Here is a 17251-nt window from a genome sequence, read left to right on the forward strand (position 1 = left end):
TAAACAAGAATAAACCCTATAAGGATTGTAAAAAAGCACAATTCTTACAGGGTTTATTTGTATTTGAATATTTTAAGGGACTTTTGTCCCAGCCTCTTTTTTAAGTTAGTATCCATTCTTCAACTTCTTCTTCAGCATAATATTGTGCTTGAGCGTTCCAGAGCTCGTAGTATTTTCCATTTAAATCTTTTATAAGGTGGTCGTGTCCACCTCTTTGAATCATTTTCCCTTTATCAAATACAATAATCTCATCGCAGAAACGACAACTAGAGAGTCTATGAGAAATATAGATAGCTGTTTTATTTCCGACGATTTCATTAAAGTTAGCATATATCTTGAACTCAGAAATCGGATCTAGTGCTGCTGTTGGTTCATCAAGGATGATAATAGGTGAATCTTTATATAGAGCTCTTGCCATTGCGATTTTCTGTGCTTCTCCACCTGAAATTTCTACTCCATCTTTATCGAAATCTTGATATAAGGAAGTTTTCAGTCCATTCTTAAATTTATCATACCGCTCAGAGAAACCTGCCTGTTTAAGCGCGACATGTATATTCTTTTCATCGTAGTCTGTACTCGCCGCAACATTCTGAGCAAGGTCGAAAGAGAAAAGAGAAAAATCTTGAAAGACAACTGAAAAAAGATTCAAGTATTCATTATAATCATATTTTTTAATATCGATACCATTTAATAGTATCTCACCTTCTGTAGGGTCATATAGTCTAGAAAGCAATTTGATTAAGGTCGTTTTACCACTACCATTCATTCCAACAATCGCGACTTTCTTTCCAATGGATAACTTCAGGTTCACGTTTTTTAGTGCATACTCATCCGTTCCTGGATATTTAAAAGAAACGTCCTTTACTTCCAGTTCATATTCATTGTCCACTCTTTTTTCGACAGGTAATGTTCCGACTGGTTTAACATCTTTAAGATTCATAAATTCAAAATACTTTTCTAGCAATTCACTATTTCCTAAAATTCTAGAAAAATTAGAAGAAAATTCTGAAAAGCCCATAATGAAGTTTGAAAAGGCTCCTGTGTAAATTACAATTTCACCAGGATCAATAGCTCCTCCTAGCATTTTTAAAGCTACAAAAAGAAATCCAATTCCTAGTAACACGTGGATAAGTGACTGTAAGATCAAAGTATTTTTATTTTCACTTTTTTCCATTGACCTACTCGCCTTATTTGCGGTAGCACCCATATCCATAAAAACTTTTTTATAAAGAGCTTGTTGGTGATATACTCTGATTTCTTTTCCCGACTGATAATTAAAGAGTTGTCCTAAAACAAATCCAAATATATTATTCCCTTTTTCTCCTTCTTGCATAACTTTGGACAAGATTATCATAACTTTTTGATATAGTATGGAACTATATTTGAAATAAAGTATAAACGTCGCTATGAAAAGAACTACAATTAAAGGATGATCAATAAATTTAAAAGGACTTTGATTAGCTACTCTACTTAAAAATAAATTTGAGATCAATACAATTGATATAATCAAGGTTACGAACTGTTTAATTAAACCTTCGATAAAAAACAAGGCATACAGTCCTCTCCCACCTGTCAATTCTGCTATTTCTAAGTGACTACGCAACTCATGAACTTTTTGATTTTCTATATATTCATAATCCATAAACATGCTTTCTTTGTTAAGGCGTACATTTTTCTTATCCAAAGCAATCGCACGAATCGTTTCTCTATAATGTCTCAGACCATTCGAAATTAATGTAGTCAAAAATCCAGTACCTAACGCCATACTTATAATTGGTATCAATTTATCAAAAGAAGCTTCAACAATTAGTTGATTCAATATCATAGAAGTGAACAACAAAGAAATAAACGGAAAAATTGCATTGACCAACCCATCAATCAATAAAACATAAAGTATTCTAGCATCAATCGCATAAACCTCCTTGAAACCTTGAATCAACATATTCAAACGTTTCCTATACTGCTTCATGATTAACTTCACCAACCTTCTTTTTGTAATAGTAACTCTGGGTTTCGAACATCTCAAAGTACTTACCCTGCTTGCTCATTAATTGGCTGTGAGATCCTTCCTCAACAATTTTTCCATCTTCCATGAATAAAATACGGTCACAGAAACGCGTTGAAGATAGACGGTGCGAGATAAAAATAGAGGTTTTGTTTCTTGACAGTCTTTCGTATTGTTGATAGATTTCATTTTCTGCTATTGGATCTAAGGCTGCTGTCGGCTCATCTAAAATCAGTATAGGACCATCTTTGTATAGTGCCTTTGCTAATTGTAACTTCTGCTTCTGCCCACCTGAAAGATCGACTGCATCTTCATGTATTCTCTTAACGAGTTTTGACTGTTCCTTGTTCGGCAAAGACTGGACAACATCGTTTAGTCCGCTCCATTTCATGACTTTCTCTAACTTTTCAAAATCTTTTTCTTGGTTTTGAAATACTGTTTCTTCGATTGTAATAGGCAATTCAAAATAATCTTGAAATACAACTGAGAACAAACGATAGTAATCATTGATATTGTAATCACTCATATCATGACCATTAATAGATATACTACCCTGAGTAGGTAGATATAAACCACTCAATAATTTAATAAGGGTTGTCTTCCCAGCTCCATTGACACCCACTAATGCAACTTTTTCCCCGGGAGCAATCTTTAAGTTGAATTGTTGAAAGATATCTTCGTTTGCTTCTGGATACCGATAAAAGACATTTTTGAATTCTATTGATAATTGTTTGCCAAACTGGCTTTCAACATTGAATCCTTTTTGCTGATTCGTTCCGCTTTCGATATTCATAAATGCTTCAAAATCATTTACAGATAATCCGATTTTATTAAACTCAACAGCACTTTGAAATAAGCCATTTATCCACTGGGATAATGTTGCGACAGATCCTAAGTAAATAGTAAATTCAGCAATACTGATTTGTCCCAATGTAAGTAAGTTGATGAGATATAGGTAAGCTGTTAAATCAATAACTAAACGACCTATAGCGCTCAATAAATTTCCTCCAAATTTGATTTTATCTAACTTGAATAAATTTATTTGTTTTTGTTGAATAACTTCTTCAAATACTGAACCGAACCAATGACTCATCTTGTATAAACGCATATCTTTTGTTGACTTGAATTCAGCGGACTTATCATTAAAATAACGTAACTTCTGATTTAACGGGGCAATCTCTTTTTTATTCTGATCTTCTCGTTTATTTATGTATAATCCGTACAAAAAATTTAACGTAGATGAAACGAGAATGACTATTACAAATAGGACGTGAATTTGTCCTAGAATCATTCCGTAAAGGATGACGCCCAATGTACTTTTAACAAAATTTTCTCCTGTCATAAAGAATTGTTGTATCCCACTGTACGCATTATTAACAGAATCTAGTGCTTTGTTTATTATTTCCTGTCCTTTGCTTCCATCAAACATACTATAATCTACCTGAGTAATCTTATTCCCTAAATCCATAAACAAAGAAACTCTAAAACTATTTCCTTTATTACTCAATAAATTGATCAAGCACTTTGATAAAAGCGTACTTCCTAAAACAATCAGTAATACTCCTGAAAATCTGACAAAAAAATAAGTTAAACTTTCCCCTCGACTAAAGGTATCTAGCAAAACTGCCGTCAGTCCTAATGTCGCTAAGGGTAAGATCATTTCTGCGATACCTGCAACAATCATGTACACAATCAGTTTTTTATCGTAGCTCGCTATGCGCTTAAGTAAGTATCCAATATTTTGAACAGTCGACTGTTTGCTGTTATTTTCTGTCATATCCTTCACCTCTATTTCATCTTACTGAAAAAAATCGCGTCTGGTTATTTCTTTCACGAGTGGTTCATTTTTTCTCATGAGTGGTTTTATAAAAAAGAAGTGTTTACAACGGAAGCATCACTTCCGTTGCAAACACGCCTTCTTCTGACTGACGGTTAATATATCCACCGTATTTTTCGACTGTATTATCAATTCTAAGTAATCCAAATCCGTGATCTTTACCGGATTTCGTTGTAATATACTGTTTGCCAATTTTCCTGACTTGTCTGTTCATCGAATTGGTCACACTGATATATAATTGTTCTTTCATGACTTGAATGTATACTCGGATAAATCGGTCTTGAGGATTATCAACTGTCAGACATCCTTCTATAGCGTTGTTCAGTAAATTTCCTAAAATAACCCCCAGATCGACATCTAGTATTTGAATTGATTTAGGCACTTGTGCTTTCGCATTCAATACAATTTCTCTGGATTGCGCAAGTGTTAGTTTACTGTTCAAGACAGCATCAACAGTGACATTTCCAGACTTGATTAAAGTATCGACCGACATTAGGTCTTCATCTAATTCATTTAAGTATTCTTTTATTTGATTAATTTGGTCCATTTCAAGATAAGCTTTCATTGCCTGAATATGATTTTTGTAGTCATGTCGCCAGCCTCGCATTTGTTTATAAATACTTTCAACCTCTTCGACGTGCGAATGAATGATAGCTGCGTTCGTTTCAACAATTTTCTTTTCGTAATAGTTTCGTACAAAATAACGAAGACTATAAATGATTACGGTCAGTAGTATTATACTACCCATTATGTAATACCACATTTCACTACTCACTTCCTCTGAAGTATCGGATGAATGATTCATTTACTTTCTTATATAGTCGTCTAGAGACAGGAACCGTCACGCCATTTGTCAAATAGACTTCTGTTTTACTGATTTTATTCACATGTTCTATATTGATTAGATAAGAACGATGAGGCTTTACAAAAATATTTTCTGGAAGCTCTGCTTGAATCGTACCTAATCCTTGTTTGATTTCAATCGGTTCCTCTACAGTTTGGATAATCGTTTCATGTCCTAACGCTTCCAGACTAATCAAATCTCGCTGATTGATTCGAGCAGAGCCATCCGTCGTCTCAAGAATTAAATACTCATTTTTTCTAGGTCGTAGCGCTCTTATCCGATCAAGCACTTGAAATAGTTTTTCTCTATCCATTGGTTTCAATAAATAATCTACAGCATCCACCTTATATCCATCCAATGAATATTTGGAGTATCCCGTAACAAACAGAATTTTAAGATCATGACGCTGCTTTCTTAAATAGTGTGCTAATTCCATTCCATTCATTTTGCCCATTTCAATATCTAAAATCAATAATTCCACTGATTTGTCTTCTTCGAAGTGAAACAAAAAAGCTTCTGCCGATTCAAAAGTGAAAATATTTAATTGTATAGAGTGCATGGCTTCGTACTCTTTTAATAATTTTTTAATTAAATCTTGCTGAATTTTTTCGTCATCTACGAGCGCAATTGTCCAGTTCATTTTTTCACCTCTATGTCAGTATAACGTATAGAACATTTGCTTTGCTACATTTTGGGTGTGTTTATTTTACACAATTCAAAGACTAATAAAATATGGTCATTCCAACACTTTATCGAGGGCATATGAATTGTAAATCCCTTTTATGGTTTATATACTGGAATTTAGAGAAGCATATATAGCTTTAAGGAGGAATGTTTTATGAGTAAATATATAGACGGAACTTATTCATCGATGAAAGAAGCAATCATAGCAATCAACGGACTCGTCACAGATGGGTATTCAAAAGAAGATATGGTGTTGGTTGGTAACACTTCTACACTCAAAGAAGATCATGCAGAAGAAGTTGCGGTAAATGTTGAGGATTACGAATCTACTTCTTACAAAGAGCTATTAAGTAATCACAAAGATAAAATTGATTCAGGACAACTGGTTTTACTTTATGAAAAAGATTCAAGTATTAATGATGACTTAGTCGCTGGTGATCATACTGATGAACCGAATCGCTCAGTTAAAGACAATGCACCAAATCCTGATCTGGATTCTACAGCTTCTTCAACTGATGATATCGGTAATGGTGACTCAGAACACGTTTCAACAGAAAAGGATCAAGATTCTTCAAGCGATACCGTCAAAATCGATGATCATGATATCGGTGCCGGTAGACCTCTACAATAATCTAGGTAGCCTTAAGAAGACTAACGATTGACTAAACAATAATTTTAAATCTTTGTTTCTTATTACAAAGGGGGACCCTTGTTCAATGGATAAATTTATTGATGGTAGTTATGCAACAATCGATGAAGCCGTTCATGCGGTAAATGCGCTTTATACTCAAGGCTATGCAAAGGAAGATTTATTACTTGTCACCCATGATTCCAAAAAAGAAGAGCTTTCTTCAAAAACAGAAGTCAAAGTGACGACCATAGACTTGCTAAGGCAAGGCGAGAATGATACAGAGCAGTCAACGATGGACAAGATCAAAGATACCTTAACACCTCATTCTGATCACAATCATTCAGAAGGAAAAAAAGTGGCTGATTTGTTAGCAGACCACGAAACAGACATTGAACAAGGCAATACTATCGTTTTGGCAGAATTCAATTCTGATGTAGACCGAGACCCTACAACAGATCCAACGAACGGGTATGATAACCACAGCTCAATAGAAGATCCGGATATTAACCCTATCCCTCAAACAACTGACGGATTCAAGAAAGATCAAGATCAGGATATTCATATTGATAATAGCGATTTATTTCATCGACCTTAATAAACCTTAATATTAGAAGCAAATGTAAATTTTAGGAGGACTATATTATGACTCATTTTGTAGAAGGCAGTTACGCCTCTATAAAAGAAGCGGTTCAAGCTACAAACGCCATGGTGACTCGTGGTTATTCAAGAGAGGATATCACTTTTGTAACGAGTGAATCCAAACATTCGGAACTTTCTTCAGATTTGGACATCAATATTTCAACAGACATATCTCACGAATCTTTAGCTTCATACAAGGAAGACATTGAACAGGGTCATCTTGTTGCGTTAGTAAAAGAGGATCCAAGTATTGATAACGATCAGAAAACTGGCGCTACAAACGATGAGGCAGACAGCCCGGCAGAAGATCCTAACCCAAATTCCAATTTGACTACTGGCACAAACTCAGACACGATGCGTGACAATCCTACACCAGGTGATGTTCCAGTTGGAGATGATGATGATGCTCCCGGAAGTGTTCCCATTGACGAAGACCACGATCTGACTAACGGACTTTAATTGCTTATTTAAAAGAACGTACACACAGTTCCCAGTGAACTTGCGTGTACGTTCTTTTTTTCTCGTATCCTTCCAGATTCTCTATACTATTCATATATCGTATCCACTAAATTTTATTACAGACTTTGTCTTAGTCCAAGACATGAAATCCCATTACTTCTGCTTCACTTAATACTCGTCAGTCCGTATTCAAGTATATCTCCTGGCTGGCATTCTAGTACTTCACAGAGTTTTTCCAGAGTAGAAAAACGGATAGCTTTTGCTTTCCCATTTTTTAAATTCGAGATATTCGCCATGGTGATGCCCACTTTTTCTGAAAGCTCTGTAACGGACATTTTTCTTTTTGCTAATACTACATCTAAGTTTACGATAATTCCCATTATATTCCCCTCATATCGTTAAGTCATTTTCTAATTTGTACGCTCTTGCATTCGAAAATAGAATATTTAAGACATCCGCAAAGGCTACTATAACCGCAGAAAAAAATAAAAAGAACAGTCCTACCAGAATGAGGCCTGGTGCATCGTCTCGATCCGCTACTAAATACACGATTGGCAGTAGTAGTAAATAGATTCCTGTCATAATAGAGGCCGCATTTCTTATATTCTTCAAGCAGCTAATAGTACTCACGGAAAAGGCTTCGTTCTCATCTATATGTACAATCAATTTGAAAGACTGAGCTAGCATGAACAAAAAGCAAACACCCGTAATGATTAAAGCTCCTTGTGTTAATGGGTGTAAAATCGTCATGTGCGGCAGAGTGATTTGAAGTAAATTCGTAACCCAAGGCAAGACTAGAAAGTTAAATCCAATCGTTCCTATAGCCAAAATCCCTAACGTAATTTTTAATACGATCGTCCTGATTTTCATGATTCATCTTCTTTCTTTAGTGATTTACTGAAAACTATATCATTCATATAACTGAATAACAACAGATAATTATCGATAATCGACAAATTTAAATGTTTTTTTAATAATCTGATAAAAGTTTACTAGGAGGACACTTTACAATTCATACAATATACGAAAAAGACAGAAAGTGGATTCTTCACTCTCTGTCTTTTTGCTCAATTCTTTTTATAGCTTCCGTCGTTGATTTTGTTGATGACGACTTTTCCTTTTTTCTGTTAAGTCCCAATCTGTCCATGATCCAATCATTCCATTCGTGTGATGAACAGATTCAGTATGTTGGATTGTTATAATGGTCTTCAAATTACTCTCCCCTTTTATTTACAACTTCAAGATTCAATTTTCTGTTTTCGATTTTCCAAATTTGATCGGCCATATAATCCATAAATCGTTGATCATGACTAGTGAAGATAATCGTTCCAGGATAAGCAATCATCAATTTCTCTAATGCTTCTATCGTTTCAAGATCAATAAAATTCGTTGGTTCATCAAGTATCAAAACATTACTAGAAATCGAAAACATTTTGGCAAGAACTAATTTTGTGGCTTCTCCTCCACTTAGCAACTGAACAGATTGGTGCAACTGATTCTCTAGAAAGCCCAAGTTATGAGCGATAGCTCTTACAAGCACTTCTGGATAGTCTGAATCTTTTGATAAATACTGGAAAAGGGTTTCCTGTTTTTCAAGATAATAGTCCATCTGATTGTACGTAGATATTTTAGCTTTTGGAGACATGACAATTCCAGAATCATCCGCCAAGATATGCTGAATCAAACTTGTTTTTCCAGATCCATTATTTCCTGTAATCCCAATTCTTTTGCCTAGAGGGAATTGAAAATCAATCTTATCTAGCAATAACTGATCCCCTTTGACTATCGTCACCGCTTCTCCTCTAACTGGAAATCGATTATGCATTTTTAAATTTTCTGATACTGGAAATTGCAACGCTCGGTAAGCACTCGGTTTCTCAACATCTTCTAATCTTTCAATTCTACTATTGATTGCTTTCACCGTTTTATGGGCTGATTTCTGAACAGTATCTTTTTGTTTTGAGGAAGACAGACGACTAGGTTTGATTCGTCTATTTTTCTGCTTCTTACTAACTTGGTTCAGCTTGGTTGCTTGTCTTTGTTTTTGATCTACTGTGCGCTCTAATCGATTTTTTTCTTTTACGTAAAGATTATACTTTTGTTTCTGTTCATCTAATTCTGCTTCTTTTTGAACTTCATATTGGCTAAAATTTCCTTTATAGACCGTAATTTTTCCGGACTCTACTTCCCATACCGATGTAACCGTAGCATCTAGAAAGGCTCTATCGTGGCTAACAATCAATGCTGTTCCGTAAAAGTATTGAAGTTCTTCTATCAAGAATCTTCTTCCTTCTGTATCTAAATGAGTCGTCGGTTCATCCAATAAGAGTCCGCCAGTGTAATGAGAGAATAAGTCTACTAACTTTAAACGAGATACTTCTCCTCCACTGTAAAAATCCAAGGAATGGGTAGGTAGCTTTAATTTACCAAGTAACTCAGGATCCGTCATTTCAAAATCGATTCTCGTTCCTTTTTCTATTTGAGCAAAGTACTGGAACTCAATCGATTTTTCGATTTTTCCACTGTCTTGATCTATTTCTCCAGCAATCATTTTCACTAAAGTACTTTTTCCCTGACCATTTTTTCCGATTATTCCAATTTTTTCATTCTCATATACAGTGAGGTGATCAATCGAAACCACCTCTCTGCTGTTGAAACTTTTCATTACATCTTTCATTTCTAAAACTAATTTTTCCATAGATAAACACTCCTTTTTAAAGTCGTGTTCTATACTACAGAGGGAGGTCTAACCCCTTACATCAATGTACGCAAAAAAAGAGATAGCTCACTACCTCTTCAAAGTAACTCTATTTTCCAGATGGAAGAAAAATGTGCAGACTGCTCCCTTGTATCTGTCGTAAAAAACAGGACCTTGAATTGTTATTTAATTAACGATTCAAAGCCACAGTGCGCAATCTTATCGAAGCCATTCTTCTTCCCTCCCCGTTATCATTATTTTTAGGATAGCAAATTTGATAGCGCTTTTCAACAATACTCTTCTTTATCTATACAGCGGCTACTATATATTGAGGTAATATTAAAAATATTTCTATTAAATTTCTCAAAAATGTAATAAAAATAACAAACATTCAATGGAAGGCATATAATTTGTATAAAATCTTTATGCTCCTTATACTTGCCATATAACCAAATATTGCAAGTATCAATAGGAGGAATTACAAATGAATCATTTTATCGAAGGAAGTTATTTAACCATACAAGAATTAGAAAAAACAGTCGACACTTTGCTTACACAAGGATACGATAAAAAGGATATGACAATCGTTGCTAGTCCTGACACTAAAGAAGGGTTAGATACCGATATCCCTGTTAGCGTATACGGAGACGATTCGGAAGATGAATCCATGATGGATAAAATCAAAGACCTTTTTTCTAAATCAGACGAAAATCATACAACCGATGCTGATCAAAAACTGCTAAGTGATTATAAGACAGAACTCAATAATGGACGCTTGATCTTATTAGTAGAAGAGAATGAAAATGCAATTCACGAAACTTCTAATGAAATAAATACAACTAATCCATCAGATGCTCCAGTTGTAGATACAGTCAACCAAGGTGCTGATATTGTGGTAGACGAAGACGATCACGCTTCTCCAAACCATTCCATTACACCTGCGGATCATCCGGATATTGATCCAACCGATCCCGCTCATAACGCTGGAACGAGCAGCAACCCTAAAGCTGATACTCGTCCGGATCATGGAAATCCGAGTCAAGATCATATATCTGTTAAGCCAGGTGAAGCTTCAGGAGACTCTTCCGTAGAGGATCCTAATCATTCTAGCCGCTAATCACTAACGATTTTCATAGAATTTATGACAGAGATCAAGCTACAAGCGTTTTATTTGAATCTATTCAGCCTAACTCATATACTGATGGCGTACTCAAATTAATCATACATTTATATAAAATTAATAGGAGGAAACATATCATGACCAAATACGTTCAAGGAACTTACGTAACAGCAGAAGAAGCAAATACAGCAGTAGATTCACTGATTGCTCAAGGATATGACAGCAGTGATATCACTTTAGTTTCTAATGGTACTACGAATAGTAACTTATCGACAAATGTCCATTCTAAAGTATATGGTAAAAGTGATACAGAAGATGAGTCTTTCATGGACAAAGTAAAAGATATGTTCACCGGTGAAGCAAACGATTCCTCAAATAATACGACAGACTCTGAAAATGATGTTCTAAATCGTTACACTGATGAGATCAATAATGGTCGAATCGTCATTTTAGTAGAAGAAAACCCAAATGTGGATAGAGTATCAGACGATGCTTCTGTTGAACCAGTTGGGGATACTACTGTAGATCCAGCTATGGATAGTACAGATGTTATTGTTGGATCAACAACTGATCCAGCAGTCGATCCTACTGTAGATCCAACGCTTGACACAACAAATGAAGCAGCTTTGAATTCAGTAGATCGCGAACCTGAAGTGGATGCTACAAATACTGACTCAAGTAAAGAAAAAATTCAACTTCAAGAAGAACAAGTGGATGTTGATACTAACGAAGTACAAACTGGCGAAGTACATGTTCAGAAAAACGTAACGGAAGATACAAAAACGATTGAAGTTCCCGTTAAACATGAAGAAGTTACTGTTGAAAAACATGCTGTCACAGATGGTAGACCCGCAGAAAACACTTTAGATGATAACGAAGAAGTTTCAATTCCAGTTACTGAAGAACAAATTGAAGTCACTAAACGTCCCGTCGTTACAGACGAAGTCGTCATCAATAAAGAAACAAAAGAAGATACCGAACAAGTATCTGAAACTGTTCGTAAAGAAGATGTCGATATCAACACAGATGGAAATGTTGATGTTGAAGGCGAAAAAAATGACGGATTTAACAACCGTCCATAAGACAATTAATTTTGACTGAAGCAGTATTTTTACTGCTTCAGTTTTTTTACATATTTTGAAAACAGAAAAAAGGAAGGAGACTTGAATCCGTCTCCTTCCTTTTTTAACTCTAATTCTTTTAAAGCATTTCCTTAGCTAACAATCGGTACGCATTTAATCTTTGTTCTTGAGAATGTGCAATACTGCAGATCATTGCTTCTTGGAATCCATATTCTTCTGCATCCTGACGTAACTTATCTGCTACTTCTTTTGCTGTTCCGACCAGATGAATCTGACGATTCGTTTGAATGCCAACTTTTTCTTCTTCAGACAATTGATAATTTTTCGCCTCTTCAGGTGACATTAACTGTTCCATTCTACCTTGAGCTAAGTGAATGCGCGCAATGTCTTGAGGTTTTGCCTGATATTCTGCTTCTTCTTTTGTTTCAGCTACCGTCACTAGATAGGCTACATTGATTTCAGGTTTTTCCATAAAAGCAGAAGGTTTGAAATGATATCTGTATAACTCAAAGATTTCTTTACGCATGGATCCAAGCATAAAGAATTGAGCAAATGAATACCCCATACCTCTACGACCTGCTTCAATCGCACTGTTCCCACTAGATCCAAGTAACCATGACTCTGGCAATACAACCTTTTGAGGAGTCGCAATTGTGTGTTTATATAATAACTCTTCGGGTACTTCATCGTTTATTAATGTCAACGTCGTATCCAGTTTTTCATATAAATGATCAAAATCTGGATTATTTCCTTGAGATAAGGCGTAAATGGATCGCTGATCTCCACCTGGTGCACGGCCTACACCGAAATCAATTCTGCCTGGTGCAAGTGCGCTCAAGGTTTTAAATACTTCTGCCATCTTTAAAGGTGAATAATGCATAATCATCGTTCCACCAGTACCTAAGCGGATACGGTTTGTTTTCGCTGCGATGTAAGCCGTGATGATTTCTGGTGCTGAACTTGCAAATGCATCACTTCCATGGTGTTCTGCAAGCCACATACGGTCATAGCCTAGTTCTTCCGCCACTTGTGCGAGTTCAACAGCATACTCTAACGCGTTTTGTGGCATTTTCCCACCGGTAATCGGTGCCTGGTCCAATACACTTAATCTCATTCTTTTAAACAACCTCTCTTTTTACTTACTTTTAGTATACCATCAAATGAAGAATCATTCATTGGGGACGGATTAAAACACCGTAAGCAAATCGAGCGGTTAGAAAAAATATAGTTATTCAGCCACTAACTGTTCATGATCTATGACAAATTTACTTTCTGGCAAATAGTACAATCTGTAATACTCACCCTCTTCTGGCTTTAATGCCCATGGATCCCTCTGGTATTCAATACCCTCTATTAAAAATCCAAACGTATCCCCTTGAAAGTAGACAGTATCTATCGTACCTTCTACAATTTTTGTCTTTTTATTTAATGCATTTGGAATGTCTTTGTATAATGGAAGGGTATAGTTGAAAATCAGGAAAAGTACTAATGGCGTCAATACCCCAAGAAAGATCAACCACTTTCTTGAAATTAGTTTCCTTCTCATTAGTATTGTCATATATCCTATTCTTAAAAAGACAACTATCATCAGTGTTTGAAAAAAGACTACTCCATAATAGTAACGCATAATACGACTCCTGACTTTAATATTAAACTATTACTCGCCTATAAACTTTTCCTCACTTAAACTAGGCCATACACTCTTTACAAGTCCACAGCCTAGTGAAGTATTTTTAATGTTCTGGACTCATTTTATCTACAAAGTAGGCTGTGATCATTTCCATTGTGGGTACTTTGACAAGATGTTTTTCGTCCTCATCTACAAACGTTAGATTCGCATCTGGATTTTCAGCAACAAATTCTGCTGCGTCACTATAAGGCACAATCTTATCTTCTATCCCGTGCCAGAACAGCATGGGTCTACCGGCTAACGTTTCGGGTCTCAAAGACAAATCATAATAGGGAATCCATGCTAGTAAAGTTTTATAATCTTCAGGTACATATCTACCCGATTCCGTTGCTCGTTCGTAAATCCGTTCACGGTAATACACCGGTTTCGGTGACCCCATTACGCAGGCAGCCGTTTTGATCTCCGGGTGATTCGTCATTAATGCACATGTCGTAATCCCCCCCATAGAAACACCACCAACCCCGATTCGATCATCTGCTAATCCTAGTTTTTTGAAATGATTAACCAGAGATCCAAATTCAAAAAGATTTGCTTGAATACTTTGCCAGAAAGTCAGTGAAGGAACTTGAATGATGGGCTGTTTCCGCTCTCCATGATTGGCCGCATCAGGCAATAATACTCTAAACCCCGCTTCTGCTAATTTACGTCCTTGTGTTAGGACCAGTTCCTTAGATGACTGCCATCCATGATAGTAAATGATTAATGGTCGTAATTGGTTTCTTTTTTCTCTTTCTACCACTTCAAGTATTGGGATATTTCCGATACGTCTTTTTCTGATCATCAATTTCATATTCTTCCACCTCGGTTATAAGAATACAGTAAACAATTGCCTTAGAACAGTTTAGCGTTCTAAAATCCCTAGTTTTTTTCATACTTGTATGAGAAACTCCTCACTCTGACTGAAATCCATAGAATATGTTTTGATGTAGGTAATCATTTATGATAGGCTAGTAAAATCTGTGTACCTACTCATCAGATGTACGATAAAAAAGCGACTTTCCTGAGGATTTAACGTCCTTGGTTTAATGAAGCACAACTCACTGGAGGAAACGATGAAAAAAGCATCATTCAAGTTTCTCTCTCTTACGGCCCTTTCCTTACTTATAGCTGCCTGTGGAGATAGAAAACCCCGAGAAGAAATGAATCTTGGAGAACAAATGGACTTTACGATTACTGGCATGGAACCTGGATCCGGTATCGCTGAAACATCTCGAAAAGCACTAGCAGCATACGACAACTTAGAGGGCTGGGAAATTCATGAAAGCTCAACTGCAGGTATGCTCATTGCACTCGATCAGGCTACGAAACGCAAGGAGCCTGTAATTATTACGGGATGGGCACCACATTTTATATTTGAGACTTATGATATTAAGTTTTTAGAAGATCCCAAAAATGTATTAGGAGATGCCGAGGATATCCATACAATGGCACGCCTTGGTTTAAAAGAAGACAAACCAGAAGCTTATGCGTTTTTGGAAAAATTTAACTGGACCGTTGAAGATATGCAGGCTGTTATGGTCGATGCAATCGATGTTGAGTTTGAAGAAGCATCTGAAACTTGGATTGAAGAGAATCGAGATATGGTGGAAAGTTGGACTGAAGGAATCGACCATGTAGATGGAGAGTCTTTTGATCTTGTCTCTTTCCCTTGGGATACAGAGCGTGCTTCCAGTCATGTTGTCGAAGCTGTTTTGGAAGAATTAGGTTATAAGGTTACGACGACTAATGTTGATCCAGCAATCATGTTCAAAGCGCTCGCTGCTGGTGAAACGGATGCGACTGTTGCAGTCTGGTTACCGACGACTCAAGCGCCTTTGATTAAAGAGTATGCTGGTCAAATGGACGATTTGGGTGTTAATCTTCATGGTACTCAAGTTGGCTACATCGTTCCTTCTTATATGGAAATCGATTCTATTGAAGATCTGCCCACTTATCTGGAACAATAATTTAACTAAATTGAAAGGTCTAGTGAACAAATTCACTGGGCCTTTTTTGTATGACATTTTAAGGTTCTGTCTTAAATCCATGTACACAATTTAATTTCACAAGGTCTTTGGGTTGGTTTTCAGGATAGATTTTTACATAATAGTATTAAGGAGCTGATTTTAAGTGAAAGAACAGACACTTTACTATAATGGAGATTGGCAAAAAGCTCAATCAACCGATTATACAGAAGTTATCAACCCAACAACAGAAGAAACGATTGGAAAAGTCGTTAACGCTAACCAAAAAGATGTTAATTTGGCTGTTACTTCAGCTAAATTCGCGTTCAAAGAATGGAATCAGACGGATCCTGAAGTTAGAGCAGATTATGTAGAAAAATTGTTAAATGGTATAAAAGAACGTAAAGAAGATCTTATGGATATTATGATCAAGGAACTGGGTACTTCTCATATTTTTGCTGATAACACTCAAGTCGGCTTAGCGGTCAAAGAGATGGAAGCAACGATTGAAGAAATCAGACATTATGATTTTGAAGAAAATGTAGACAACGCGACTGTCATCAAAGAAGGTTTTGGTGTTGTAGCTTGTATCACACCCTGGAATTTTCCATTAAACCAAATTCAAAGAAAAATCACCCCTGCTTTACTTGCAGGAAATACAGTCGTCGTGAAGCCAGCGAACTTGACACCATTCACTGCATTGCTTTTGGCGGAAATCGCACATGAAGTCGGTTTTCCTAAAGGTGTATTCAACATAATAACAGGGACCGGTAGCGACACAGGAGATTATCTTACTGGTCATCCAGATGTATCTGTCATCTCATTTACTGGATCAACTAAGGTTGGATCGAGCTTGTACGAAAAAGCCAAAACGACTATCAAGAAATTGGTACTCGAATTAGGCGGTAAATCCCCGATGGTCTATCTTAAAGGCGGAGATCTGGAACTGGCTGTTAAAAATGCAGCGGACACTGTACTGCATAACCAAGGTCAAACGTGTTCTGCATTGACACGATTTTTTGTACCCAAAGATGAACTTGAACGTACAAAAGAAGTGATCAAAAACTATTACAAAGATATTAAAATTGGAGACCCTACAGAAGAAGACACCCTTGTCGGGCCGTTAGTTTCAGAAGGTCAAATGGAAACCGTACTGGATTATATTGAAAAAGGTAAAAAAGAAGGCGCAGAAGTCTTAATTGGCGGAAACAAAATAGACCGTAAAGGGTATTATGTTGAGCCAACGGTCTTTGTCAATGTAACCAACGATATGACGATCGCTCAAGAAGAAATCTTTGGCCCCGTACTCGTTGTTATCACTTATGAATCCGTTGAAGAAGCGATTGAGCTTGCCAACGATTCTATCTACGGATTATCTGGTGGTGTGGTTGGACCCGAAGAGGAAGCTGTTAAAGTCGCTCGTCAATTGCGCACTGGTAATATCGCAATTAACGACGCAGCGCGTTCACCTAAAGCGCCATTTGGTGGTTACAAGCAATCTGGTTTCGGTCGAGAAAACGGCCTATACGGTGTTGAAGACTACTTTGAAATTAAAGCAATTTTTAGATAAAACCTGATTTATTTTAAAAGGACCCGAGCTGTGTGAAATGCACATAGCT

Annotated in this window: 18 protein-coding genes; 7 read left to right on the forward strand and 11 right to left on the reverse strand. The window is 36.4% G+C overall.

What is annotated here, in order from left to right:
* Nucleotides 1–100 precede the first annotated feature (100 nt).
* From ACFP65_RS00005 to ACFP65_RS00020, 4 genes are all read right to left on the reverse strand, one after another.
* A complete protein-coding gene (locus tag ACFP65_RS00005; RefSeq protein WP_379914681.1) occupies nucleotides 101–1969 on the reverse strand; it encodes an ABC transporter ATP-binding protein in 1869 nt (622 codons plus the stop codon).
* A complete protein-coding gene (locus ACFP65_RS00010; RefSeq protein WP_379914683.1) occupies nucleotides 1956–3782 on the reverse strand; it encodes an ABC transporter ATP-binding protein in 1827 nt (608 codons plus the stop codon). Before ACFP65_RS00010 ends, ACFP65_RS00005 begins: the two co-directional genes overlap by 14 nt.
* A 103-nt stretch (nucleotides 3783–3885) precedes the next feature.
* Nucleotides 3886–4605 carry a sensor histidine kinase gene (locus tag ACFP65_RS00015; RefSeq protein ID WP_379914685.1) on the reverse strand — a complete coding sequence of 240 codons (720 nt, stop codon included), beginning with the start codon at nucleotides 4603–4605 and terminating at the stop codon, nucleotides 3886–3888.
* Nucleotides 4606–4609: 4 nt separating this feature from the next.
* Entirely contained in the window at nucleotides 4610–5326 is a 717-nt protein-coding gene (locus ACFP65_RS00020) for a LytR/AlgR family response regulator transcription factor (RefSeq protein WP_379914687.1), read from the reverse strand.
* Nucleotides 5327–5524: 198 nt separating this feature from the next.
* Between ACFP65_RS00020 and ACFP65_RS00025 the strand changes: the two genes are divergently transcribed.
* The 3 genes from ACFP65_RS00025 to ACFP65_RS00035 all read left to right on the forward strand — a co-directional run bounded on the left by ACFP65_RS00025 (nucleotide 5525) and on the right by ACFP65_RS00035 (nucleotide 7099).
* Complete coding sequence (locus ACFP65_RS00025) at nucleotides 5525–6001, forward strand: hypothetical protein (protein WP_379914688.1); 477 nt, start codon at nucleotides 5525–5527, stop codon at nucleotides 5999–6001.
* Nucleotides 6002–6086: 85 nt separating this feature from the next.
* A complete protein-coding gene (locus ACFP65_RS00030; RefSeq protein WP_379914690.1) occupies nucleotides 6087–6596 on the forward strand; it encodes a hypothetical protein in 510 nt (169 codons plus the stop codon).
* 47 nt (nucleotides 6597–6643) lie between these two features.
* Nucleotides 6644–7099: a hypothetical protein gene (locus ACFP65_RS00035; RefSeq protein ID WP_379914692.1), complete on the forward strand. Its 456-nt coding sequence runs from the start codon at nucleotides 6644–6646 to the stop codon at nucleotides 7097–7099.
* Nucleotides 7100–7263: 164 nt separating this feature from the next.
* Here ACFP65_RS00035 and ACFP65_RS00040 read toward each other — a convergent pair whose 3' ends face one another.
* The 4 genes from ACFP65_RS00040 to abc-f form a co-directional block, all read right to left on the reverse strand.
* On the reverse strand, nucleotides 7264–7479 hold the full coding sequence (locus ACFP65_RS00040) for a helix-turn-helix domain-containing protein (protein WP_208559065.1): 216 nt from the start codon (nucleotides 7477–7479) through the stop codon (nucleotides 7264–7266).
* Between the two features lie 10 nt (nucleotides 7480–7489).
* The gene (locus tag ACFP65_RS00045) at nucleotides 7490–7969 is read right to left on the reverse strand and encodes a DUF2975 domain-containing protein (RefSeq protein ID WP_379914694.1); all 480 of its coding nucleotides are present in this window, start codon (nucleotides 7967–7969) and stop codon (nucleotides 7490–7492) included.
* 207 nt (nucleotides 7970–8176) lie between these two features.
* Complete coding sequence (locus tag ACFP65_RS00050) at nucleotides 8177–8311, reverse strand: hypothetical protein (protein ID WP_379914696.1); 135 nt, start codon at nucleotides 8309–8311, stop codon at nucleotides 8177–8179.
* Nucleotide 8312: 1 nt separating this feature from the next.
* Nucleotides 8313–9797, reverse strand: a complete 1485-nt coding sequence (abc-f, locus tag ACFP65_RS00055) for a ribosomal protection-like ABC-F family protein (protein WP_379914698.1) — start codon at nucleotides 9795–9797, stop codon at nucleotides 8313–8315.
* A gap of 484 nt (nucleotides 9798–10281) precedes the next feature.
* Between abc-f and ACFP65_RS00060 the strand changes: the two genes are divergently transcribed.
* Together ACFP65_RS00060 and ACFP65_RS00065 are read left to right on the forward strand one after the other, a co-directional pair.
* A complete protein-coding gene (locus tag ACFP65_RS00060; RefSeq protein WP_379914700.1) occupies nucleotides 10282–10914 on the forward strand; it encodes a hypothetical protein in 633 nt (210 codons plus the stop codon).
* A gap of 140 nt (nucleotides 10915–11054) precedes the next feature.
* The gene (locus ACFP65_RS00065; RefSeq protein WP_379914701.1) at nucleotides 11055–11999 is read left to right on the forward strand and encodes a YsnF/AvaK domain-containing protein; all 945 of its coding nucleotides are present in this window, start codon (nucleotides 11055–11057) and stop codon (nucleotides 11997–11999) included.
* A gap of 118 nt (nucleotides 12000–12117) precedes the next feature.
* On the opposite strand, the gene ACFP65_RS00070 is transcribed toward ACFP65_RS00065, so the two are convergent.
* The 3 genes from ACFP65_RS00070 to ACFP65_RS00080 all read right to left on the reverse strand — a co-directional run bounded on the left by ACFP65_RS00070 (nucleotide 12118) and on the right by ACFP65_RS00080 (nucleotide 14479).
* On the reverse strand, nucleotides 12118–13113 hold the full coding sequence (locus ACFP65_RS00070) for an LLM class flavin-dependent oxidoreductase (protein ID WP_379914703.1): 996 nt from the start codon (nucleotides 13111–13113) through the stop codon (nucleotides 12118–12120).
* Between the two features lie 114 nt (nucleotides 13114–13227).
* Nucleotides 13228–13626 carry a hypothetical protein gene (locus ACFP65_RS00075; protein WP_379914705.1) on the reverse strand — a complete coding sequence of 133 codons (399 nt, stop codon included), beginning with the start codon at nucleotides 13624–13626 and terminating at the stop codon, nucleotides 13228–13230.
* A 106-nt stretch (nucleotides 13627–13732) separates the two neighbouring features.
* On the reverse strand, nucleotides 13733–14479 hold the full coding sequence (locus ACFP65_RS00080; RefSeq protein ID WP_379914707.1) for an alpha/beta fold hydrolase: 747 nt from the start codon (nucleotides 14477–14479) through the stop codon (nucleotides 13733–13735).
* Nucleotides 14480–14741: 262 nt separating this feature from the next.
* Between ACFP65_RS00080 and ACFP65_RS00085 the strand changes: the two genes are divergently transcribed.
* Together ACFP65_RS00085 and ACFP65_RS00090 are read left to right on the forward strand one after the other, a co-directional pair.
* On the forward strand, nucleotides 14742–15635 hold the full coding sequence (locus ACFP65_RS00085) for a glycine betaine ABC transporter substrate-binding protein (protein WP_379914709.1): 894 nt from the start codon (nucleotides 14742–14744) through the stop codon (nucleotides 15633–15635).
* Nucleotides 15636–15798: 163 nt separating this feature from the next.
* Nucleotides 15799–17202: an aldehyde dehydrogenase family protein gene (locus ACFP65_RS00090; RefSeq protein ID WP_379914711.1), complete on the forward strand. Its 1404-nt coding sequence runs from the start codon at nucleotides 15799–15801 to the stop codon at nucleotides 17200–17202.
* The last annotated feature ends 49 nt before the right edge of the window (nucleotides 17203–17251 follow it).

Origin of the sequence: Marinilactibacillus sp. GCM10026970, assembly GCF_042660675.1 — a bacterium.
Lineage (GTDB): Bacteria > Bacillota > Bacilli > Lactobacillales > Carnobacteriaceae_A > Marinilactibacillus.